The organism is Paenibacillus piri (assembly GCF_004354045.1).
Classification (GTDB): domain Bacteria; phylum Bacillota; class Bacilli; order Paenibacillales; family NBRC-103111; genus Paenibacillus_S; species Paenibacillus_S piri.
This window is the reverse complement of sequence record NZ_SMRT01000013.1, coordinates 92383-115824: the sequence shown is the minus strand read 5'-3', so window position 1 is coordinate 115824 and position 23442 is coordinate 92383. Positions and strand designations below refer to the sequence as shown.

Below are 23442 nucleotides of genomic sequence, written 5' to 3'. Positions count from 1 at the left end.
TTCCACTTTTCTAAACCTCGCCCCAAAACACCTCGGTCTCATAATCAAAGGATACTTTGCCATCCTGATTCGTCCGTTCAAATAGGCTGCGCAGTTCATTCATCATGATTTCGTGTTTCGGATCTCCGGGCATCGGACTGTAAGAAGACGAAAGCAGCCGGCCGCTCAGACCTTCATAATCAAACGCTTGCTGATTCGTAAACCGCGCCACTCGCATTTCCCCCGGGTTGAAAAAGAGCGCCAAATCGTCGGGCAAAATGTTTTTTTGACTTACATTTTTGTAGTCTGCGCCGAAAGTGTGTAGCAGTTGATCGTAGCCTTCCCGAAACGGGGTGCCATGAGTGAGCCGGGAATTCCAAATCAAAACCACCTTCCCGCCTGACTTCAAAATTCTTCTGAACTCAGCTCGCGCCGCGATGCGATCGAACCAGTGAAACGATTGAGCGCAAACGATAAAATCTACGGACTGGTCCGGCAGTCCTGTCACTTCAGCGGACCCCGGCACGATGCGAAAATTCGGTTTCCCTCCAAGCTTCTTTTCTGCAGCTTCCCGCATCGCCTGATTCGGCTCGATGGCAGTCACTTGGCTCCCCCGCTCCACTAGCAGCTCTGAAAAAATGCCTGTTCCCGCACCGATATCCGCTACTTCACTGTTCAGATTCAAGCCAATGGTGCCGTACAAATAATCAAGAGCTTCTTCGGGATAGCTTGGGCGGTACTTCACATACGAATCGACCCGATTTGAAAACCGTTCTTTACTATTCATTAAGAACCACTCTCCCACTAAGAATATGGACGCATCCTGCTAATGAACGGACAGCTGCTGCTCTCATACACTTTACCCTGCACGGTTACCTCGCAATTATTGTTTCATCTGATGAAATAAAGTTTCATTTAGTAATTCCATTTTACAGTATTTTGAAACAAATATCCAACACTTTTTTTACATCGGAAAAAGCAATCGAAGAAGCACAGCCGCCGGGTTCGGTATGAAATAAACAACCCAAAAAGGAGCTTGCCGCGGCAGCTCCTGAATTATTATATCGAGAAAGTATCCCCGGAATAGGCTTCGGTGAACGCTTCTTGAACCACATCCCACAAACGATACAATTCAAAGTCTCCTCGATTTGAATAAAGAATATAACAGCCACAGAATCATGATGGCGGCTACCCCAAAACCGATTTCAATAGCCGGTATGCTCCAAAGTAGGGCCGATTGCCTGCCCAAGGCGGAGCCGATAATAAGCCCGACCATGATGATGCTGAAAGCAAGCAAGATAATGCTAATAGACAACCGGTTGCTGATACGATCCAGCTTGGTCAGCAGCAGATTAAGCTCGGGAATCGTAATTTCGATGCGCAGCTTCCCTTTTTTCATAACCAGGGCCAACTCTTGAACATGCTTCGGCAATTGGGTCAAAATTTCCCCGTATTCAATCAAATGGTTTACGACGCTTTCCGCTACCTTCTTGGGGCGAAAACGTTCCTTAAGAAGCTGACGGCCAAAAGGTTCGGCGACCTGGATGATGCTCAGTTCCGGATCTAACTGTTCCGCCGTCCCTTCCATAGTCAGAATGGTTTTTCCCAATAAGGTCAGATCGGCCGGAATTTGAATACGATGCCGGTACGCTACGGTGAAAAGATCATTGACCGCCTCGCCGAGGCTGACCCGGCTTAAAGGGACATCATAATATTTCTCCCTAAGCTGATCTACATCCGATCTTAACAACTGCAGGTTGACGTCATCCGGCACCAATCCCATCCGGATCACCGCGTTAATCACGCCGCTCGTGCTTTGACGCATCAGCGCAATGATTAATGAAGCGAAATGGGACTTCATGTCCGGAGTGAGGCGCCCCACCATGCCAAAATCGATAAACACGATCACTTCGTCCGGCAATACCAAAATATTTCCGGGATGAGGGTCCCCATGAAAAAAACCTTCGATCAAAATTTGCTGGAAGATGGCTTGTACTAACCGTTCAGCCAACACTTTGCGGTTATATCCCCGGCGATCGATCTTCCGGGTCTCATTCAATTTGACGCCTTCCACGTATTCCATCGTCAGCACTTTTTGCGTCGAATAATCCCAATATACTTTCGGAATATGAATGCTCGGGTCATTCTTAAACTGCTTGCCTACCTTTTCCGCGTTTCGCCCTTCGATCGTGTAATCCAGCTCGGCCCGAAGCGACTTGGAAAATTCCTCGACAATATCCGGCATCTGATACCGGGCCGCCCATTTTAAACGCTGCTCCGCCAGCATCGCCAGCTCTTGAAGAATTTCCAAATCGGTTTCAATGATCGCTCTGATGTTAGGACGCTGGATTTTGACCGCGACCCGTTCGCCCGAATTCAAAACGGCATAATGAACCTGCCCGATCGAAGCCGCCGCGAGCGGAGCTTCATCAAATGTTTCGAATATAGAGCCGATCGCGCCGTCTAATTCTTGTTCGATAATGGTTTTGGCTTCCTGAAATGAAAAAGGAGGCACGCGATCCTGGAGCTTTACCAGCTCATGGATGATGTCAGCGGGAATCAAATCCGGACGCGTGCTGGCGATCTGCCCCATTTTAACAAAGGTCGGCCCCAATTCCTCCAGAATCAATCGAATTCGCACGCCCAACGTTTTGGTTTGAATCTCCTGGTAGTCTTCAACCAATAACCGTTTAGGCAGGGAGAGAAGCTCGAGCAGCCCTAACTCCTTGACCATAAACCCGAACCCATTGCGGGAAAAGGCGGCTGCGATATCCCGATAGCGTCGAATATGACGGACTCTTCTTGCAAATATAGGAACCCCCTCCTTTAGCCGCAAATCCAAAAAAACGCCGATCTCTTGGATAAACGGGCAATCCGTCTGCCTATGGTTGTTGGTTCTGTATTTGTTCGATCCGTTGTTCCAATCGCTGAATATCTTCCTTGGTCGCCAAATTTAATCCGTCCAACAATTCCTTCGTCTTTTGGCTGATCATCCGCTCCAGCTCGATCTGCGCTTTCTCGCCTTTTTGGAGCAGCTCATCGACAAATTGCCGGGACTCTTCGCGGCTGAGCTCTCCCTTTTTAACCAACTCGTCTACCATTTTTTCCGCCTGCTCCTTACTTGCAACCGCAAGCCCCAATCCTAATGCCAATCCTTTTTTGATCATGTCTTTCATTTCGGCATCCTCCTTGTCTATCCCGTCTCGCTTCGTTTTCCATAATATAACCAACCCTGGTTTATATATGCAGTTGAGTTCTCGAATTCAGCGTTGAAATTGAGGGGGAACGAATCGTAACCCCGGGGTCGATGAAATAAAGGAATAATGCCGTATATGTCGAATTTCATTTGGTACCATGCGAATAATAAACAATACTTCCCTTAAACATTTAATCATTATTATATTATTTTTTGGCATTCTCCTCAGCCTGCGATGGGTCTGGTCCGAAATGTTTCCTACACCGGCGCATCCTCACGCCGTCAATGGCGTACTCGACCTGCGCGGTTGGGAGCCGGACAAAACCTCTACCATTCCTCTGGATGGCCAATGGCAATTCTTTCCTGAAAAATTCGTTACTCAACGGGATGTACAGTCGGCGGAAACCGGCTTCCGCAGTATTCAGGTTCCGGGAGACTGGGGCGGCGTGTTGGCAAACGGCCCGGATTCCTCCTATGGGTACGGTACGTACCGGCTGCGCATGCTGGTCGATCCGCTGAAGCAGCCTGTCTCATTTTGGATCCGGGGAATACAAGCCTCATCCTCGGTAGAGATAAATGGACTGGTTGCGGGAGAGATCGGCAAGCCTGCCGAGCATGCCAGTAGGTACACGCCTGTAAATGTCTCTTACACGGCCTCCTACTCTGTGGAAGGTACACAAGAGATTGAATTGCTCATTCGGGTCGCCAACTTCGAGGATCCTTATAACGGCGGTATCGTGCGCTCCATACGCTTCGGCTCCCAGGCAGCGATGGATTATGTTCGCTGGTACTCTATCGGGTTTCAGTTAGTTACGTTTTTCATTTTGCTGCTTCACGGTTTGTATGCCTGCATCCTCTATTGGTTTAATCCGCATGAACGGGCATTGCTGATTGCCACTCTGTTAACGCTGACGACCGGCATTACGATCATGATCGGTCATGATAACGTGCTTTTGCTATGGCTGCCAATCAACTATTCATGGGCGCTGAAGATCAGATTGCTCTCTCTTCTTTGGCATTCCTACTTTATTTTTCTTCTATTCAGGAAATTTTCTTCGGCTCCTCCGATGAGTGCAGGAATAAGGACGCTTACCGCAGCGCTTATTGTTTACTCCGGTTTTTTGCTGGCAGCGCCCGCTTCGTGGCTGAATGGAATGGTCGCGTTGGGAATATTCCATGCTTTCTATTTATTACCTATTGCCTGGTTTGTTTATATTATAGGAACGATGATATTCAGGAAGCAGGCCGACCCCGACATCGTCTTCATGCTGCTATCGGCAGCCGGCGTGATGTCCAGCTTAATCTGGAGCTTATGGAACTCTTATACCGTTTACTACCCCATAGATATCATTGCAGCCATTGTTGGTTTTTCCGCCTATTGGTTTAAAAAATATTTTCGCAAATCGTCGGAAAACGCCAAGCTAAACGAGCAATTAAAAAAAGCCGACAAGCTGAAAGACCAATTCCTCGCCAACACGTCACATGAACTGCGAACGCCGCTGCACGGTATTATAAATATCGCTCAGACCGTTGTCACTAATGAGAGAACGAAAATGAATGAGAACAGCGTCAAGGATATGGAGCTGCTTATCACGATAAGCCGCCGCATGTCGCATATGCTCGGCGATCTTCTTGATGCCGCACGGCTCCAGGAACACCGCATCGTGCTGCAGCAGGAGCCCTTAAAGATTCAATCGATCGTTCCCGGCGTAATCGGTATGCTTAAATTTTTGATAGAAGGCAAGCCTATTCAACTGAATATGGATATCGCAGAATCGGTGCCGCCGGCGATGGCCGATGAGAAAAGACTTGTGCAAATTTTATACAACTTGCTGCATAACGCCATCAAATACACGGAAGAAGGAACGATCTCCGTTACCGCAGAGGCTCTGGACGGCCATGTTCTCATCCATATCTCCGATACCGGAGTCGGCATGGATGAGGAAACTCAGGCGCGAGTGTTCCTCCCCTATGAACAAGGATCTTATGGAGCAAGCGACGGGAGAGGAGTCGGGCTTGGCTTAAGCATCAGCAAGCAGCTCGTAGAATTGCACGGCGGCGCATTGACGGTTCGCTCCGAGCCGGGCAAGGGCTCCGTGTTCAGTTTTGATCTGCCGCTAGCGAATTTATCGAATCTCCCATGGCCGCAACGTCTTCCACCTCTCTACCATATAACGGACGGAACAGAAGAGGGCCGCATCGGGTTCATTTCTCCGGACACCGCAATCGGCGAATTGGCAGCCTCCGTACTGTTCCCGCCGCTTTTAAATGAAGGGAGGATGAACATTCTGGCGGTTGATGACGACCCCGTCAACCTGAATGTGCTTGTTAGCATTCTTTCGACGGAACCGTATAACATCACAACAGCCCACTCAGCCATGGAGGTGTTGGAATTGCTAGGCACCCGGCAGTGGGATCTGCTGATTGCCGATGTCATGATGCCGCATATGTCCGGCTACGAGTTGACACAGAGAGTAAGGGAGCAGTACTCCGTCTCGGAGCTGCCGGTTTTGCTGCTGACCGCGCGCAGTCAACCTGCCGATATCTACACCGGATTCTCGTCAGGGGCCAACGATTATGTGACCAAGCCTGTGGATGCTCTGGAGCTGAAATACCGAATCAGGGCGTTGACTACGCTGAAGCAGTCCATTAATGAACGGTTACGTATGGAAGCCGCCTATCTGCAGGCACAAATTCATCCTCATTTTCTATTTAACACGCTGAATTCAATATTGGCGCTTAGTGAGATCGATACGGAAAGGATGCGAAGATTAGGCGATGCTTTTGCGTCATTTTTACGGATCAGCTTCGATTTCTTTAATACAGGGAAGCTGATCGAGCTTGCCTATGAACTGGAGCTTGCCAAGGCCTATTTATATATTGAAAAAGAGCGGTTTGAGGGCAGGCTGTCTATCGTATGGGAAGTTGAGCCGGACATCAGTCTGCTTCTTCCCCCGCTTTCGATACAGCCGCTGATTGAAAATGCAGTCAAGCATGGACTCCTTAGCCGGAAAAAAGGCGGTACGGTTCATATTCGAATTGCCCGCCAGGACAGCTTCACGCTAATTGAAGTAAAAGATAACGGCAAAGGGATGGAGCAAGAAAAGGTTAGTCAGCTGTTGAGTCCGACAACGATGGGAACGGGCGGAATTGGACTTTCCAATACGAACCGACGATTGATGCAATTGTACGGTCAAGGCTTGTCTATTGTCAGCAAGCCCAATGAAGGAACAGCCGTGTCGTTTGTCATTCCGGACAACCGATCTAAGCAGGATGTTGACGCAGGTTGAGTCGTAACCGAATCAAATAGTCCCTGTTCTTTCAGGACGGGGACTATTTCTTAGCATAGGAGTAAAGCAAACTATATAAGACACTCATACGCGTACAGTTGGGAATAGGGTATAATAAAGTTTAAATTTACACAACGTCGGTAATAATGTGAAATATGATTAACAAAAATGCGGTGGCGGTGTTAAGTATGAATTTTATTGCTGATGAAAAAATCCTTAAGGTCCTTCGCGGTTACAATGATTGGTGGACAACAAATGCAATATCGTCCGAATTAACTCGACCCGTAAAAAGACTGGCTTATTTCGAAGCCAAGAAAGTTTTCGAACATCCCCAAATAAGAAGAGAAGTCATTCTATCAGGACCTCGTCGAGTGGGTAAGACTACTATTATGTATCAGATGATTGAGGATTGCTTGAAAAAGGGGATCCCTTCAAAGAATATACTTTACGTTTCTTTCGATCATCCCATGTTAAAACTTTGCGACATCGGGAGAATTATAGACGTTTTTCAGAATAACTTAAACCCTGATGACCGAGCACTCTACTTCTTTTTTGATGAAATACAGTATGCCCAAGATTGGGATCTATGGTTAAAAACACTCTATGATCTTAACCCAAGCTATCATATTATGGCTACTGGTTCTGCAAGTCTGTTACTCGCCGAGAAAGCAAAAGAAAGTGGTGTAGGCCGTTGGACAACGATTCGGATCCCGACGCTTTCTTTCTATGAGTACATCGATTTGATGGGAATATCTAAACCGGGGCTTTCAAAAGATATTTTTCCAACGGCTCTAGGGGCTCTAGGGGCTCTAGAAAAATCAAAACTGTCTCGGCTCATGATTGAGTTAGAACCACTTCAGAAACATTTCCATAGATATTTACTTGTCGGCGGATTCCCTGAAGTCGCATTATCAGACGATATAATTTATGCTCAGAAAATTATTCGCGAGGATGTTGTGGATAAAGTATTAAAAAGAGATATGGTATCACTATTTCCAATTCGGAATGTCGCAGAACTTGAACAAATCTTTCTTTATCTCTGTATGATAAGCGGCAATATCGTTGTTCAGGATACCATCGCCAAAGAAGTAAGAATTTCACGCCCCACAGTCTCCCATTATATGGATTTCCTAAAACAAGCCAATCTAATCTATGTTAGCCAGCCGACTGAACAAACAGGCAAGAAAGCTTTAAAAGCCAGACCTAAGGTTTACTTGGCGGATGCGGCCATACGAAACGCGGTACTCATGATAGGAGAAGAAGTGCTAACTGATTCGACTGAGATGGGCCTGATCATCGAAACTACTATATATAAGCATGTCCATTCCTTCAACTATTTGAACGCGACACAAATAGGTTATTACCGGGACTCCAAAACAGAGAAAGAAATCGACATTGTCATCACCTACGGTGCACTCAGAAAGATTATAATAGAAGTAAAATATCGGGAAAACACTAGTTTGTCCCATAAAGAAGCTATTGTGGAATGGGCAAATGATCCTAAAGTCGCTTCTGCTATCGTGATTACAAAAAACAGTTCAGACTTCGGAATCACCGATCATGCCACAAGTTGTCCTATTATTAAAATCCCTGCTTTTGCTTTCTTGTATCTATTGGGACATGCAGAATACACCCGATATCTAGGCAACCTTCAACATAACTAACACTTGCCGTTACTTATGATGCGGCTCTCTGCATCGTCTGACCGCATCTTTACCGCCTCTCACGAGGAAGCGACGAGTTCCCCCTGCTCCATTACTATCACATCGTCGATGAAGACGTCCGGCTTGGTAACCACGCCATCGATGTGGACACCGGCCGATATCGTGCCCCCGAACGTATTATTGCTTCCAAAAGCGACATGGATCGTTCCGTATACTTTCTCGTCTTCGAGCACCACACCGGTTATTCTCGCCTTATCGTTGGTGCCGATGCCGAATTCGCCCAGCAGCCTGCCATCCCCATCCCCCAAAATGCGGAGTAGCTGTTCCGCTTCCTGGCCGTCGGCATGAACAATTCGTCCATGTTCAATGGTGAGCAGTACCGGGGAGCTTAATTTGCCGATTCCCGCTATCGAGCCGTCAATCCGGATCTGCCCCTCCCCGCTGCCTTCGACTGGCGCAATATACGCTTCGCCGGAAGGCAAATTTCCCGACTCGCCGGGATTCACGTACACGCCCGTGCTTGGGATGCCTTGCCGCTCTGCAATGGAAAACGTGAGCGAATAACCGTCCTTATCGATCCGTACTTTACTGCCCTTCGTCAATAGCTCCGTAACCTTGCCCGTCAACTGTTTGACTTGGGAATAGTCGGCGGCAATGGCGCCTTCCAGGAACATGTCTTCGGTTATGCCGGGCATCGTCGCGAGCCGCGCTCCTGCGTTGACGGCATTTTTGCGGGCTTGCGTATGCGTCAGCGAATGACGGGTGATGCATAGAACCACATCGGCGTTAGCCATCGCCGTAGCTATAGCTGCCGGAGGCTCCTCGCCCGATCTGGACCGTTCCTTCATGACGGCCATCATCGCTTCCGCCCCGAGCTTTTTTCCCGCCTCGTAGACCGACTCCGCAATTTCTTTTTTGGCATCGTCCGTTACAATGAGCAACGATTCTTTTTCCCGAAGCGCCAAACAATTTTGGAGCACACTTTTGCTGACCTCGGTTATTTGCGGATTCATTCTCGTCCCCTCCGATCAGATCATTTCGGATACCAGCTTGGCCATGATCGCATTCGATAGCACGACGGGAAGTCCCGTCGCCTCGGCCATCAGCCTTCTGGCTTGCTCGGTATATCCCATACAGTCCAGCAAAATGAGATCGGCCTGGCCCTTCAATTCGCGGGCCGCTTCATGGAAGTTAGCCTCATTATTCTTATAGGGCGAAGCGACGGCGAAGACAGGGTCGAGCCCATGCAGCTCGTATTTCGACCGCAGCGATTCGGTCTGTTCCGCCAAGGGCACCAAAACTCCCAGCCGCCGGGGGCCGACCATCGCCTTGATGGCAGGTGGAATGATATGATCCGGCTCGATTAAATAAGCGGCGCCGGTGGAAAGTCCCGGGAACACCCCCGTACAAAGCAGCAATATTTGTTTGATGCCTTGCGCTTCAAGCTCATTGATTTTGTTTTGCAGGATCGGCTGTATTTTTTGCCGGGCCATGACGACCGACTCACCGGTCGTCAACCGGGACGTCAATACGTAATCGCCTGCTCCGGGATGCAAATGCTCTTCAATATAAGAGTTCGAAAGCCCGTCAAGCACGCCGGTCTGTACGAGCTCGGCGCGGTCTTCCAAATATTTTTCAATAATGGGCGCCACGTCATCGCGCGGCGCTTGACCGATCGTAATCATTCCTAACTGTACCATGACGTCCTGCCTCCAATCAAAACCGGTAATTTTTGCGTTTATCCGCGAGGTTCGTTTTCCCCGCCGGTTTGCAATATTTTCATGGAGCCGTATAGCTGGATGATCCGGTCGAACTCATGCTTGTCATAGAACTGACATGTTCCGCCCGTAAACTCTTTGGCTACCTCAACGGAAAAGCGTACGGCTGTAGCAATATCGATTTCATGACTTGCGCCGGTTCCGCATCCCGGCACAACCGCTTGCGCCGTAACGGCAACCCCGACAACCGGTACGTCGGTCGCAACGCTCGGCTGCAGGATCGAATTGATATGATACAAATCATTTCCGTAAGGAGTGATATCCTGCATCGTAATGGGGAAGGTCACGGCAAACTGTCCTGTCGCCATTTCCATAATTCGCACCAAATCTTCGCTGATACGAAGAATATAGCCTTCCTTCACGGTCGGCGAAATAGCGATGCCTTTATGATTGATGACCCGGTTGCCTTTGGTCGTGTCGATGGACAGGATCGCTTCCATTTCCGGCGCAACCTCATGCTGGTTCATCGTTAATATATTTACCGGCGAATCCATAAAGTCGACAGGCTCGTGCGGGCGGGTAGGAGCGTCCGGGCAAATGTGGGTGCTGACGATAACATCGCCTTTCAGCGCATCCCCCTTCGTCTGCATATCCGCCAGCTTCAGAGCGGAGGCAACGGCGGCGACAGCTCCGTCCGCATCGGAGACGAGTCCGATCCGGCTCGGTCTCGCGCCGATTCCGCCCAAACGGCCGATAATGCCGAAGGTCGGAGCGTCACCGCCTTTAAGCTTACCGTTCGTTCCCGGAATGACGATTTTAATAAAGTCCGTGCTGCCTTTCTCTCCGGTAACTTTGGCGACGGTGACGGAAACACCGGGATAGCCTTTGAACAGCGCCTTGACTCTCTCCCCGTTTACGAACCCGTCGTCCATAACATCCAATGCCATAAGGGTTTGTTTCAATGTCATTGCAGTACACTCCTACTTTCTTTTTTAATTTGTACCGAATACAGGCAAGGTTAATTTAGAAAGGAGATAATCGATTTTTTAATGATATCTTCGACAGGCTTTAACAGCTTTTCGTTTCTCATCGTGCTGCTGAGAAGCAGCCTGTCCTTCGGAACGGTGATGACGGCAAGCTGCTGGCCTTTTTCAACGGCTGCGGTAACGATCGGCTTTGCCGTCTTGGCGTCCAGCGTCATAATGAGATCGGGGAAGGTGCTTAATCGCTCTCCGCCTTTTTCCAAAGTCATATACTCATTCCAAAACGTCATTTCGTACGAATGATCGATCTGCACGGTACCCACGTCGAATCCGCCTGTCGTCTCCAGCTGGAAGTCCGTCACCGTTCCTGTCGCAACGAATGTTCCCCCGAGCTTGGAGACGACCGCATCAATGGCTGCTTCCCCTTGACGGGAAAGCAGCGCTCTGCCTACGTCAATCGCTTGCGTAATGGCGCCAGCCGCGCCATGCTGCTTGGCATAGGCGACCGTCACCGGATTTCTGGCTACAGCCACCAGACCTCCCGCTTCTACGGATACTTTGCGTATCATGGAGGCCGCCTTCTCCAGCGTCCCGGATACGCTCAGCTCGATATAATTGGCATCTTTGCCTCCCGCAGCGGCTTGATGGGAAACGTAGTTTTCCATCTCCGATAAATTGAGCGAACCCATCGCTCCAGTAGGGTGGGCGCGTCCATTGCATGCGAGATCGACAATCGGAAGGCCGGTCACGGCCGATTGAAACCACCCGTTGACCGTCGTCCCCGCTCCGTTTTCGTTCGTGTTCAGCCCCTTGACCGGCTTTCCTATTTGTTGCGACAGCATCTCCAGCGCTCTGGCGTAATGAATCGGCTTCACGAATTGGTCCTTGGCGGCCGGCGCACCGACCATCGATACGGTAACAAGCAGATCGTCTTCGTCAAATTCGTCTACGGTCAACAGCTTGGGCTGTCCGACCTCCAGCGCCAATCGGCCGATCTTCAGCCCTTCCTCGATCCAGCCGCCCCCGCCGCCGCCCAGGACGGCTCCGCCATAAACCGCATATGTAACCATACTCTCATCTAATTTTATGATTGGCATGAGCTGCGCCTCACTTTCTGAACTTGAATATCGAATTAAAGAAGCTGTAGAGCGCATCCCCGGCAATAAAGCCCGCAGCCATAATGCTCATCGGCGTTTCGGCCTCTTTCTTCCATATGTTCAGCACGATCAGACGGATCGCAATTCCTGTCAGCACGGCCCAACAAGCGTTCGGCGTTAAAATCAGCAGACCAGTTGCGAACAATACCCCGATTTGACGGCTCGGACCCCCGGCAAACTGCAAAATCGCTCCCGGGATCGCCCAAAGAAGCAGCTGCAGCATAATACCCGGGGAAGCGCCGGCCTGGATGGTCGAGACATACACCTTGTCAATCGGCGGCACGAGATTTTGCGCAAAGTATCCTTCATAAGAAACGATAACGGTTAACAGGGCAACGCCGAACGCGATCATCCCGGTGATATACTGCTGCTTTCTGCCTTGCAGCTCCAGTTCTTTGTCCGCACCGTTACCGCGCAAAATATAGCCGGTTTTCAGATCGTATCCCATATCCGCGAAGGCAGGACCCGTTGCCGCGCTAAAGCCGGCCAGCAAAGCCAGAGCTACCGGCGGGAAGCCGATCAGTATGCCGAAGAGAAGCGTAATAAACGCCACGGCGAAGGCCGGAAACCAACCGGAGTGCATCGCTGCGATCCCGACGATCAGCTCATGGACGAACGCGGCGAATGCGGCAAATAACATAAATCCGATCAACATCCCGAATGACATATGCGTAATGATCCCGCCAAGCAGAGCGATGATCAGCGCGATCACGAGGTAGGCGATAAAACCGTAGCCCAGGGCGCGCTTGGCTTCTTTGATCGGACGCGTCAACTTTTGTTCGGAAACAGCTTCCGCTTTGCCGATATTGGCTTTGCGTCCGCTGAAGATAAGTATCGTAACTTGAACCAAGGCGACAATTCCGGCGCCAATCATAACTCCGTGCGCAATGTACAGTGCATTCACGTCGACATTAAACCAGGGGATGGAATACTGGCGGATCATCAGACCGATGCCGAACATGGTCAGCGCCCATATATTGCCGATAAACGCAACGCCAAAGGCGGACATGGAGATATGAAAGTACGATCCGATCAACCCGAGTACCGTACCGACGCCAAGTAACCCGGCTCTTTTCCCGCCCTTGTCTCCCGCCAGAATCGATTCGGCAGTGGCTACGCCCGGCGCCCAGGTGCCTGTAGCCGGGAATAGTTTAGAGTCGAATATTTTATACAATATCGCCGCATCGACAAACATCGCGAGCGCCGCGCCGACCAGCATCGGTACAATCAGCTCCGGCGTTCCCATCGCAAACGGAATGCCGATGGGGATTAACAAGCTGTTGGCTGCCCCGAAGGTAGCGGACGAAATGGATGTTTGAACCAGATTTTGACGGTGGATGGACCTGTATTTTTTAAATACTGTGATAGGAATCCGGGCAATCAGCATCGCCACAAGCGCCCCGATGATGGCGGTATTTGGGGTGACCCCCAACGTCGTCACGATTTGCATACCGATGATGGCGCCGACCGCCGCTGTGACCACATTGAGAATAAGAGCGAACGGTTCAAAAATGCTCGGATGTTTTTTTTCTTTTTCCATGGAACCACCCCGAATCGTTATTAATGACAAAGCTTCAATGTGCGGTACAAATTGTGTTCCCAGCAGAGAATGCGCTTATATCCGATTCATTTCCATTCGTTCCGGGAACATCAATAATTGGCTTGACAGTTACAGTATGACCTAATCGAACCATTTTTAGCAGCATCGCTATCCTGACAGTGCGTTACTTATGTACTCCATATAAGTTCGAGGTTTCTATCGGTTCTTGAACTGGCGACAGCATGAGAAAGCCCCTTCCGCAATTTTTGCGGAAGGGGCTTTCTCATGCTAAAATCTCACGAAGACGTTTGATGTACCTTAAAAGGTTTGAATAATCGGGTTGTTACAGCACTTTTATTTCAAGCAGCTCGTATTTAACTACTCCGGAAGGCGCGGTTACACTAATCATGTCGCCTATTGTTTTTCCCAAGAGTTCCTTACCCAATGGGCTCTCGTAGGATATCTTATTATTCGTCACATCAGCCTCGGCAGGGCCTACAACCGTATACTCTACATTTTCAGAAAATTCTATATCATGAAGAATCACAGTAGATCCCACTTGAACAGTTGTCACGTCCAAACTTTCCGAATTGACTACCCGAGCTTTTCTGATCATATTCTCCAGGATCTTGATTCTGGTTTCCATGAACGACTGATCATTCTTTGCAGAATGATATTCACTATTTTCCTTTAAATCACCGTAGCTAATTGCAACTTTAAGCCGTTCAGCGATTTCTTTTCGTTTTGTAGTTTTAAGCTCTTCGAGTTCCGACTCTAATTTATCAAAGCCCTCTTGAGTCAAAATCACTTCATTGTTAGACATCATAACAACTCCCACTTTGTTTGCTTCATTCCATTGTACCCTATAACCGTTATTTTCTGAAATTCTTTCCCGTTATAGTCGTCGGAACAGATAAGCAACGTTGGTGGCAGCTTTTAATAGCTCGAACTCCGGCGAATGAAGCAGTGTGAGCTCCAAAACAGCTTCTTCAGGCTGCGACCAGAATACTCATTCATCCGCCCTGCTTATTTGGCTGGATAAGACTGATTGATGTGCCGGATAATTCGGCTTCCGTTACCGTATAGGAGCGGACAAAAGGCTGGTCTTGTACCGGTTCGCCTTTCGTATAGTCGATAATGACGATAGTGCCGTCCGCTTGCTGGACCCACTGCGGATATCCGTTATCTCCGGCTGAAAACCCGGATTTATCGAGCAGCACAAGCCTGTCTCTGCGGAATTGATCCGGGTAGCCGGCAGCAGCGTTCCATTCCCAATCGATAGTATAGTCATCCGGATTGTCAACCTTTACTGAAAACGACCGCCAGTGGCTGACAGACCGGTTCCGCTTAGCTTCATTCTGAATATACCGGTTGCCGAAGCAAATCGTTCGCGTGGCTAGTCCTACTGTATTCGTGTGCAGCATCAGCTGTCCGTCCACATAAACGAAGATCTCATGATGCTGTCTAATGATTGTGTATTTATGCCATTCACGAGTATTCAGCATAAACCCTTGCTCAGGCCGATCGGCCAACGATACACGGTCCGTTTCGAAGCGTATCCAGCAGCCGCTGCTAATGCAGCAGCCATACTCGTCTGCTTCCTCCAGCCTCATTTCCGTCTCCAATTGTACCCTTGATACATCATTTTGAGCCGGATACAATTGAAACCTGACCGTACGTTCGGGACCTTCCTCCGTTTTTATAGTCATGACTCCGTTGTCAATTGTACAATCAGCTTCATTCCATATGAAGGAATTCGGCTGATACGCAAACTGCTCCTCCGGATCGAATACAAATGCATAGGTGGCATTTGTGCCCAATGCATTTCTGAAGACAGCCAGTGCTTTGCCGGACTGCAGCATACCAAGTGTAGGACGGTGGCCGTGAAACGGCGCCAACACCCCTTGATCCCATGTCACGCCGTAATCGTCGCTTCGGATCATCCGGCTCGGCTGCCCGTATCGGGTGCCATGGTCCGCGCAACGGGTTACGGCAAGCAAGTGTCCGGGTTTAATTTCGGCAAAGCCGGCTTCCGCGTCCGAGTATAACGGATGGTCCGTCATTAACGATTTCCGTCCCCAAGATTGTCCCCCGTCATCCGAAAACACCGCCGCCTGCCTGTAATACACTCTAACTCCGGGGAACCAGTCGTATTTGGCCGGACTGCCGAATTCGAAATACGTTGCCGGATTAAAGCGCAGTCTGGGCTCCATTTCACCGACCTCGGCTCTTGTATACATCAAGCTCCCGTTCGATAGCTCCTGAATATATTCCGGCTCACCGCCGACATCGTCAATCCGGTGCGGGCCGTCCCAGTTCAGACCATCATCATAGCTCCAAAATATTTCATTCCACATCTGCTTATTGTAAACCCAGGTCGATAAATATTGGAATTCAGTTTGCGGATTCCGCAATCCGCGGTCGCAAATGACAACCAGCCGTCCATCGGAAAGCGAATTAATTCGCGGCACTACGTATACACTGCCATGCTCATAAATATCCGTATACGCTATCGATTGAGGGTCGATCCACGTTTTCCCGCCGTCCAATGACCGCGTTATCATAATATCGGTTTTCGTTCGATGATGGCTGTCCGTACGCAAATAACAAGCTACCAACCCTCCCTTCGCCTTGGCAATGCCGGGGAACGAGATGTACATGTCTTTTTCTTGAGCTACCAAATGCTTGTTGGAATCGGATACCTTTTTCATAGGGTTACACGCCTCCCTTGACATTGCCGCCCGTTAAGATTTGTGAAAGCTTATGCATTCCGTCAGCCGTCAAAGGCTGGAGCGGAAAGTGCGGCACCCCCTCACCGAAGCCAAGATATTGTGCCATTCCCTTCAATACCGGAAGCGAATACCCTTCTATCGAGAAAGACGCCTCCAGACGGACGATAAAATCTTGTATGTTATAAGCCTTCTCCAGTTCACCCTGCCGCACCGCTTGAAATAACGAAACCATCTGATCGGGTATCACATTGCCGACCCCCGGTACCAGTCCTGCCGCACCCATTTGCAGACTGATTACACTTAACACCTGCACCCCCTGCAGCACCGAAAAATGCGGCAGATCTCGGGTGAGACGAATCGCCTGTTGAAAATGAGGCATGTTGCCGGAGCTGTCCTTATAGGCAATGACCCCAGGGAAGCGGGCGATCTCGTTTACCGTCTCAGGCTCGATCGGATTGCCGGTATAAACCGGTACATTATATATAATGAGCGGTAAAGAAGTCGCTTCGCGAATGGCGGCAAAATGTTTGACAATCTCCTTCTGCTTGACGCGGAAATAGTAAGGGGTCACCGCAACAACCGCATCCGCCTGCAGCTCCTCCGCCTCCCGCACCAGCTCAAGCACTCTGGCTGTGCTGGTTTCCATGACACCAACCAATAGCGGCGTTCTGCCTGCACACTCTGCTTTTAACACTTGCAGTGCTTTCAACCGCTGCCCTCGGGTCAGCATTGGTGATTCAGCCGCGGTCCCCATTGCAAAGATACCGTCTACTCCGCACTCGATCATATAGTTGGCCAAGCCTTGCAGAGCAGCCGTATCCACATCCAGCTCCTTCGTGAACGGCGTAATGACTGGTGGAATAATACCTTGTAATTTGTTCATCTCTATTTGCCCGACCTCTCTTTGTCCATTCGTCCCGTTCATGTCCATTGTCATTTTTGGGCCGCCTTTTTCTTCTGATAATAGTCGTTCATCAATTGATCGGCTTTATCCCCGCCAAGACGCTTCCATTCCTTCTTTAAATCTTCCGCAGCCATTTGCGGTGTATATGCCGCTCCGGAAACTACAGCTTTAGCAATTGCCGGATCAACCAAAGCGTTAAAAGCGGTCATCGTCTGGTTAAATTCCTGAGTGGACGGCAGCACAGGGAAATCTCTGCGGAACGGTACGGACAGTAAGACTTTGCCGGCCAGAGCCCTTAATTCATCGACTTCCCGGAATATTGGATCCGGATTCGGATTTTTCAAAAGATCCTCATAGGAGCCCTTGTCGTTGTAAAGCATATTATACGTAGACGCATAGGTAAGCTCCTTGGCATTTTTTTGCGGATCGACAGGTGCAGGGACCCCATTGGACATTTTGTAATGCACATTCTCCAACCCGTTAGCCAGTGTAAACCCGCCTTTATCAATCATGAAATCGATTAGCTGTACGGCAGCCTTCGGATTTTTCATCTGTTTATTGAAACCGACCATATTACCCGCTAATCCTACCCCCTGGTTATAGCCGTTTTTTCCGTATTTGGTGGATACAGGTGCGATTGGAGCTAATTTCGCGGTTGGGACATTCTTTTTCAAATCCTTGTATAAATTGTACACATCTCCGGTCGTACCCAGGAAAATACCCGACTTCCCTGTTACCCACAGCTGTTTTTGGCGCTCGAAATTTTTGTCCGTTAAATATTCCTTATCAACGAGGCCTTCCTCATACATTCTCTTATTGAATGCAATCGAATCGGCGAACCGTTCTGTCAAAGCACCATAGGTTGGCTTGCCGTTTTCCAAGTGCCATTTATCCGCCATCGTATCGAATATGCCTTGAATCGGACTGCCTAGTCCGAGAGGAATATTGAATGAAAAGCCGACTGTATCCGCTTTCCCGTTACCGTCAGGGTCTCTTTCCTTAAATACTTTGGCAACCTCCAGCAGTTCGTCCGAGGTAGTCGGCATTTTAAGTCCCAGCTTATCCAGCCAATCCTGCCTGATAAAGCCGGCATGGACAACCGTACCGCTTGTGCCTGCACGCATGACCCCGGCTAAATACATCTTGCCGTCGTCAAACGTAACCCATTCCTTCAATTCCGGATGCTCAGCCAAATACTTTTTATACGAGGTGCTATACTTGTCAATATATTCGTCAATCGGCTGAAGAGCGCCGTTTTCAACTAATGTGGATAGAAACGGCCGGTTGGCTTCAACAAACAGATCCGGACCTTCACCTGCGGCAACTAGTGTGTTCAGCTTCTGAATAAGCGGGCCTAAAGTAGGCGGTGTTGCAATCCATTTCACCTGAACGCCGGAGTTTTCATTAATCCATTTCGTCCAGCGATTCTCTTCGATATTGCCTTCCTCGCTCGCTATGTTCCCATTGTCTCTTGCATTGACGGAAACCGTTTTTGGTAATTTATCATACGGATCGGACGAGCCCTCCGCGCTTGGGGCAGGGTCATTCTTCGTGCACCCGGCGAGCAGTACGGCAGCAGCCAAACCTCCGGATACTATTAAGCGAATCGTTTTACGGTCAAAAACCTTGTTGTTCATTGATTTATCCTCCTTCGAGCTTTTCGTCAGGAAAGCTGGCATCGTAAGCATTAGCTGAGTTTTCGTAAGAAAGCTTGCATCGTAACTATAAGCTGAATTCCCTCTATCCTTTGACCGAACCGATAAGAACACCTTTTACAAAATGCTTTTGCAAAAACGGGTAAAAGCACAGGATCGGCAGCAGCGCGATAAATATAGCGGCGGCCTTTAAGCCTTCCGGCGTCGGAATATCGTTCACACTGACGACTGCCGTATCCAAATTTTGCAGCTTATCATTCATGCCTTGCAGCATTTGATACAGCTTCAGCATCATCGTTGCTTTCCTGGCACTGGAAATATAAATCAATACATTAAAATACGAATTCCACCAATAAACCGCATAAAATAAAGATAAGGCAGCCAACATCGGCTTGGATAGCGGTAAAATAATTTTAGTCAACACGGTCCAATCTCCGGCTCCGTCCATAGAAGCCGATTCCTCGACCTCGACAGGCAGGCCTTCGAAATACGTTTTCATAACAAACATATTATAGGTGCTTATTAATGCCGGAAGCCAGAGCGCCCAGTAAGTATTCATCAAGCCCAGCGTTTTAATCAGAATAAAATGGGGAATTAAGCCTCCGGTGAACAGCATCGTGAACGTGATGACCATCAGCAATGAATTGCGGCCCATAAGCCTTGGCTTTGAAAGCGGGTAAGCGGCAAGCACGGTCGCGGTAATATTGAACAAGGTACCGAATACGGTCACGATTACTGTATTCTTGAGAGCGCCTAGGATCGCCCCGTCCTTCAATAAAATATGATAGTTCAATACCGTGAACTCTACCGGCCACAAGTACACCTCACCCGAGCTGATCGCTCTGCTGCTGCTGAAAGAAGCGGCAATAACCTGGACTAATGGATATAGTGCACAAAATCCGCACACGGCAAGCATTGCATACATAAGACTGTAGCCCAATCTACCGGCCAATGTTGTTTTAATCATGTCCTCCCCCCTACCATAGTCCTTTTTCACCGAGTGATTTCACAATTTTGTTCACGGTGATGACGAGAATTAATGCAATGAGCGATTGGAACAATCCGAGCGCTGTCGTGTAGCTGTATTGAGCCGACAAAAGTCCTACCCGGTAAACATAGGTGCTGATAACATCGGAAATGCCCAAAACCATATCATTTTGCAGCACAAAAATTTGCTCGAAGCCGACATCCATCATATGTCCAACCTTCAAAATCAACAGTATGGCAACCGTACTGCGTATGCCCGGCAATGTAATATGCCATATTTGACGCAGCTTGCCCGCGCCGTCCATCTTGGCTGCTTCATACAGCTGCGGATCCACGTTAGCCATTGCGGCTAAATATAGAATCGTTCCCCAGCCCGCCTCCCGCCAAATTCCGGACAGCACGAACGTAATCGGCCACCAAAAGGTATCCCCGAGAAAATAAACCGGTTCAAGCCCTAAGCCCTTGGTCAAAATACTGTTGATTACACCTCTTGCAGGCGACAATATCGTAATGAGGACTCCCCCAAGAACGACCCACGATATAAAATGCGGAAGATACAGAAAATTTTGCACAATCCGCTTGTACCACTCTACCCGAACTTCATTCAACAGCAACGCCAGGATGATCGGAGCCGGGAATCCGAATACGAGACTGTACACATTCAGCAGCAATGTATTTTTCAGTACAATATAAAATTCTTTGCTGGCGAACAAGCTATTGAAATGCTTCAGGCCTACCCAATCGCTGCCCCATATGCCGTCGGCAAACCGGTAATTTTTGAACGCAATGATTTCTCCTCCGAGCGGAGCTAATTTAAACAATAAATAGAAACCGATCACCGGCAGCAGCATCAGATATAAGTTGCGATCCCGAACGAGCCGCTTTCTGATTACGGCCCACGTGTTCTTATTCGGCTTGGGGGCAAGCATGGATGGCCTTTCCATCGGGTTTGGTTCGTTATGCTGCAAGTTGCTAACCTCCTTTGCCCTTATCGTAAGTGCTGCGGCTGCCGTTTGGATAGGAACACCTTTTGATGTATGCCGCTCTTTTTGACAAATGGCTGCCCGCATCTTTTGACCCGCACTTTTTGACATAAAAAAATCCCCCTACCGAAGTAAAGGGATGTATCCATGTCCGTCGCTCAACTGTTACGCTCTTTATATTCACCCGGCGTCATGCCGGTTTGCTTCTTGAAGATCCGGTTAAAGCTGTAGCTGTTCGTGTAACCGACTTCTTCCGCGATCTCATTAATTTTCATACTGGTGTTTATCAGCAGTTCCTGCGCCGCTTTAACCCGAATACCGATCAAATATTCAAGGAAGTTGCATTCCATCTGCTCCTTAAACATCCGGCTTAAGTAGGAAACGCTAAAGTCGAACTTTTCGGCAATCAGATTGAGCGACAAATCAGCCCGTTTATAATTATCGTGAATATAGTCGAGTATTTTGGGAAAGGACTCGTTTTTACTGCGGCTGCTTCGTTTTTCCTGGATGAGCCGGATGAGCTCGAATAAAATGTTTTTGCTGTAAGCGCGTATTTCAGCCAGCTCTTGGGATGCGTTGACGGTCTGGTACAAATCGCCGTGTTTCTTCGTTATTTCCGATACATCTACATTCAGCTCCAACGCTTCGCTCAGCGATTCCACCAATACTTGGACGCAAAGCTGCTTCATCGTTTCCGGAGGAATGTTCTCCTGCACGGCTTTGTTTAACAGGTCGTCAAAAAGCTGCCCCGTCTTGGTTACGTTCCCCTCACGGAGAGCTTCAGCCACACCCTCGCGGGTGGCGAAAATTTTAATCGTACTTTCGCTTGAAGCAATCTTTAAATCCTCGATCGATAAAACCATATTCATTCCAAGCACCAGCTTGTACTTCAAAGCCTCCAACGACTCCAGATAAGCTTGTTTGAGCCCCTTCATGTTGTCCGTATGCCTGCTCAAGCCGATAGAAACCGATTTGTGGAAGTATTGCTCAACCGAACTGCATATCAGCTCGCCTATTGACAGAGCCGTTACGATATTGCCGGGAGCATTCTTCTCCTCAAAGCTCATAATGAAGGCGGCCTTACCCGGTTCAAGCTGAATAGAAGCCCCTTTACCTGCAGCATTCATATATTCCTCCGCCATGTTGCATAGCCCGTACGTATATAACTGTGCATCTCTTTCGCTGCCCAGCTCCTCCGGCTTGTCGAACTCAGCCACCATTATGATGTAATTACTTGAGAATAAACGAATGCCCAAAAAGTCCAAAAGCGGTTTTTCCACCACGTAACTGGTCCGGTTCCCCAATAGAAGGTCCAAGAGCAGACTCCACTTCATGACCGGTTTGCTGTCGCGAAGCTGCTGGATCATTATCCGGTTATCTGTAATGACTTGGCTGAACTTCTTCTCTAAATAATCGAGATTTCCATACATTTCCCCCGGACTGGAATCGGTATCCCCCTTCAATTGTGTACTGATGCTCCGTAAGGCTTGCTGCATGGGCCGATAAAACCGGTTGCTTAACATCAACGCCGCCATACATGCAAAAACGACCATACCTAAAGCAACAGTCAGCAAAATATTTCGGATGACCCCCAACTGCTCTTCCAGCTTTTCATCGGGCATGAAATTCATAAATATCCAACCGGTATAAGGCGAGGTGTAGTAGTAAACCTGACCTTTCTTGCCGGCAATCCGTATTTCCCGCTGACCGTTTTGGCGTATTTGATCGAAGCCGTCTCCAAACCATTCCTTGCCGGTATTGCGGTAAAGCTGTTCTTTATCCTGATGAGTAATGACAATGCCGCTTTCGTCCATGACAAAAACTTGCCCAAGCCTGGAATTCGTATCGCGTATAAGCTCATTAAGCTTTTCTTCATTAATATTTGCGGCAACCGCTCCCTTTTTGCTTGAGCCTGTAGCCGTTAACGGATAGGACCGCATGAGGGTGACGACATTTTTATTAATGCTGTAGCTGGTATTGGCGTTATAGGTTACTTTGCGCGGGCCTGTCCAGACGGATATATCGTTGATTGTATGAAACATATCGACCCATTCCTGATCGAAGAATTGACTGCGTTTTTCCAATGTGCTGCTGGAGGCGATAAGGTTGTTTCCGGACGAGTACAGATAGATCGAGCTTAAGATGCTATTGGCATCCAGTATCGTCCGGAGCGTATTGGATAAATTGTTAAACACCTCGTACTTTTGCTGATCCTCCGAAATGCTGCCCTCCATAAACCGTACGACATCCGTCTCCTGCACCAAATTCAACGTCGTTTTATCAATGCCGCGGAGCACCAAATCGACTTTCTGCCCAAGCTGCTTCAGCAGGTCAATCCGGGTCGTATCCAAATCATCCTTAACATGAACGGCTACACTCCAATAAGACAGGCCCACGGTGAGAATGACAATACTGACAAACACGGCTACATATACGGTCAGCGCTTTTTGCGGAATTCTTCTTTTAGTTATCTTCATAAATTAAATATAACCCGCTGCTTTGTGGTTTGCTAGGAACTATTTTTGACCGGGTACGCATTTTTTGATTTGGAGGTTTAACTTGAGACTGACATTCGGATTAATAATGAATGTTCGATAAAGACGCGCTGCATTTTTTGTTTCATATTGCTTTAATACTTCCGCTTTGCGTAACGC

The 23442-nt window shown here is 48.7% G+C and carries 17 protein-coding genes; 2 read left to right on the top strand and 15 right to left on the bottom strand.

The window, feature by feature from the left end; translation table 11 throughout:
* Positions 1-10: 10 nt before the first annotated feature.
* From E1757_RS23765 to E1757_RS23755, 3 genes are all read right to left on the bottom strand, one after another.
* Positions 11-766: a class I SAM-dependent methyltransferase gene (locus E1757_RS23765; RefSeq protein WP_133232807.1), complete on the bottom strand. Its 756-nt coding sequence runs from the start codon at positions 764-766 to the stop codon at positions 11-13.
* Positions 767-1111: 345 nt separating this feature from the next.
* On the bottom strand, positions 1112-2791 hold the full coding sequence (gene ubiB, locus E1757_RS23760) for a 2-polyprenylphenol 6-hydroxylase (protein ID WP_133233014.1): 1680 nt from the start codon (positions 2789-2791) through the stop codon (positions 1112-1114).
* A gap of 70 nt (positions 2792-2861) precedes the next feature.
* Entirely contained in the window at positions 2862-3155 is a 294-nt protein-coding gene (locus E1757_RS23755) for a phasin family protein (RefSeq protein WP_133232805.1), read from the bottom strand.
* Positions 3156-3426: 271 nt separating this feature from the next.
* Here E1757_RS23755 and E1757_RS23750 point away from each other — a divergent pair, with 271 nt between their 5' ends.
* Together E1757_RS23750 and E1757_RS23745 are read left to right on the top strand one after the other, a co-directional pair.
* Complete coding sequence (locus tag E1757_RS23750) at positions 3427-6465, top strand: hybrid sensor histidine kinase/response regulator (RefSeq protein ID WP_246079437.1); 3039 nt, start codon at positions 3427-3429, stop codon at positions 6463-6465.
* A 188-nt stretch (positions 6466-6653) separates the two neighbouring features.
* Complete coding sequence (locus E1757_RS23745; RefSeq protein WP_133232801.1) at positions 6654-8129, top strand: ATP-binding protein; 1476 nt, start codon at positions 6654-6656, stop codon at positions 8127-8129.
* A gap of 59 nt (positions 8130-8188) precedes the next feature.
* On the opposite strand, the gene E1757_RS23740 is transcribed toward E1757_RS23745, so the two are convergent.
* The 12 genes from E1757_RS23740 to E1757_RS23685 all read right to left on the bottom strand — a co-directional run bounded on the left by E1757_RS23740 (position 8189) and on the right by E1757_RS23685 (position 23265).
* Positions 8189-9142, bottom strand: coding sequence for an aminopeptidase (locus E1757_RS23740; protein WP_133232799.1), 954 nt, complete (start codon positions 9140-9142; stop codon positions 8189-8191).
* Positions 9143-9157: 15 nt separating this feature from the next.
* Positions 9158-9829 (bottom strand): AroM family protein, encoded by a 672-nt coding sequence (locus E1757_RS23735; protein ID WP_133232797.1) that lies wholly within the window; start codon positions 9827-9829, stop codon positions 9158-9160.
* 38 nt (positions 9830-9867) lie between these two features.
* Entirely contained in the window at positions 9868-10815 is a 948-nt protein-coding gene (locus tag E1757_RS23730) for a DUF1177 domain-containing protein (protein ID WP_133232795.1), read from the bottom strand.
* Between the two features lie 50 nt (positions 10816-10865).
* Positions 10866-11927: an S-methyl thiohydantoin desulfurase family protein gene (locus E1757_RS23725; protein ID WP_133232793.1), complete on the bottom strand. Its 1062-nt coding sequence runs from the start codon at positions 11925-11927 to the stop codon at positions 10866-10868.
* A gap of 10 nt (positions 11928-11937) precedes the next feature.
* Positions 11938-13527 carry an OPT/YSL family transporter gene (locus E1757_RS23720; RefSeq protein ID WP_133232791.1) on the bottom strand — a complete coding sequence of 530 codons (1590 nt, stop codon included), beginning with the start codon at positions 13525-13527 and terminating at the stop codon, positions 11938-11940.
* Between the two features lie 343 nt (positions 13528-13870).
* Complete coding sequence (gene greA, locus E1757_RS23715; RefSeq protein ID WP_133232789.1) at positions 13871-14350, bottom strand: transcription elongation factor GreA; 480 nt, start codon at positions 14348-14350, stop codon at positions 13871-13873.
* A gap of 190 nt (positions 14351-14540) precedes the next feature.
* Positions 14541-16238, bottom strand: a complete 1698-nt coding sequence (locus E1757_RS23710) for a sialidase family protein (protein ID WP_133232787.1) — start codon at positions 16236-16238, stop codon at positions 14541-14543.
* A 4-nt stretch (positions 16239-16242) separates the two neighbouring features.
* A complete protein-coding gene (locus E1757_RS23705) occupies positions 16243-17196 on the bottom strand; it encodes a dihydrodipicolinate synthase family protein (protein WP_133232785.1) in 954 nt (317 codons plus the stop codon).
* Entirely contained in the window at positions 17193-18800 is a 1608-nt protein-coding gene (locus E1757_RS23700) for an extracellular solute-binding protein (RefSeq protein WP_165972256.1), read from the bottom strand. Before E1757_RS23700 ends, E1757_RS23705 begins: the two co-directional genes overlap by 4 nt.
* A 103-nt stretch (positions 18801-18903) precedes the next feature.
* Complete coding sequence (locus E1757_RS23695; protein WP_133232781.1) at positions 18904-19785, bottom strand: carbohydrate ABC transporter permease; 882 nt, start codon at positions 19783-19785, stop codon at positions 18904-18906.
* A 10-nt stretch (positions 19786-19795) separates the two neighbouring features.
* Positions 19796-20773 (bottom strand): ABC transporter permease, encoded by a 978-nt coding sequence (locus E1757_RS23690; protein ID WP_246079435.1) that lies wholly within the window; start codon positions 20771-20773, stop codon positions 19796-19798.
* Between the two features lie 173 nt (positions 20774-20946).
* A complete protein-coding gene (locus tag E1757_RS23685) occupies positions 20947-23265 on the bottom strand; it encodes a helix-turn-helix domain-containing protein (protein ID WP_133232779.1) in 2319 nt (772 codons plus the stop codon).
* Positions 23266-23442: the final 177 nt, after the last annotated feature.

What these genes read in the sequence shown, in the direction of transcription:
- E1757_RS23765 (WP_133232807.1), bottom strand. Translation starts at nt 766, where the DNA reads ATGAATAGTAAAGAACGGTTTTCAAATCGGGTCGATTCGTATGTGAAG.
- E1757_RS23755 (WP_133232805.1), bottom strand. Translation starts at nt 3,155, where the DNA reads ATGAAAGACATGATCAAAAAAGGATTGGCATTAGGATTGGGGCTTGCG.
- E1757_RS23750 (WP_246079437.1), top strand. Translation starts at nt 3,427, where the DNA reads ATGTTTCCTACACCGGCGCATCCTCACGCCGTCAATGGCGTACTCGAC.
- E1757_RS23745 (WP_133232801.1), top strand. Translation starts at nt 6,654, where the DNA reads ATGAATTTTATTGCTGATGAAAAAATCCTTAAGGTCCTTCGCGGTTAC.
- E1757_RS23740 (WP_133232799.1), bottom strand. Translation starts at nt 9,142, where the DNA reads ATGAATCCGCAAATAACCGAGGTCAGCAAAAGTGTGCTCCAAAATTGT.
- E1757_RS23735 (WP_133232797.1), bottom strand. Translation starts at nt 9,829, where the DNA reads ATGGTACAGTTAGGAATGATTACGATCGGTCAAGCGCCGCGCGATGAC.
- E1757_RS23730 (WP_133232795.1), bottom strand. Translation starts at nt 10,815, where the DNA reads ATGACATTGAAACAAACCCTTATGGCATTGGATGTTATGGACGACGGG.
- E1757_RS23725 (WP_133232793.1), bottom strand. Translation starts at nt 11,927, where the DNA reads ATGCCAATCATAAAATTAGATGAGAGTATGGTTACATATGCGGTTTAT.
- E1757_RS23720 (WP_133232791.1), bottom strand. Translation starts at nt 13,527, where the DNA reads ATGGAAAAAGAAAAAAAACATCCGAGCATTTTTGAACCGTTCGCTCTT.
- greA (WP_133232789.1), bottom strand. Translation starts at nt 14,350, where the DNA reads ATGTCTAACAATGAAGTGATTTTGACTCAAGAGGGCTTTGATAAATTA.
- E1757_RS23710 (WP_133232787.1), bottom strand. Translation starts at nt 16,238, where the DNA reads ATGAAAAAGGTATCCGATTCCAACAAGCATTTGGTAGCTCAAGAAAAA.
- E1757_RS23705 (WP_133232785.1), bottom strand. Translation starts at nt 17,196, where the DNA reads ATGACAATGGACATGAACGGGACGAATGGACAAAGAGAGGTCGGGCAA.
- E1757_RS23700 (WP_165972256.1), bottom strand. Translation starts at nt 18,800, where the DNA reads ATGAACAACAAGGTTTTTGACCGTAAAACGATTCGCTTAATAGTATCC.
- E1757_RS23695 (WP_133232781.1), bottom strand. Translation starts at nt 19,785, where the DNA reads ATGATTAAAACAACATTGGCCGGTAGATTGGGCTACAGTCTTATGTAT.
- E1757_RS23685 (WP_133232779.1), bottom strand. Translation starts at nt 23,265, where the DNA reads ATGAAGATAACTAAAAGAAGAATTCCGCAAAAAGCGCTGACCGTATAT.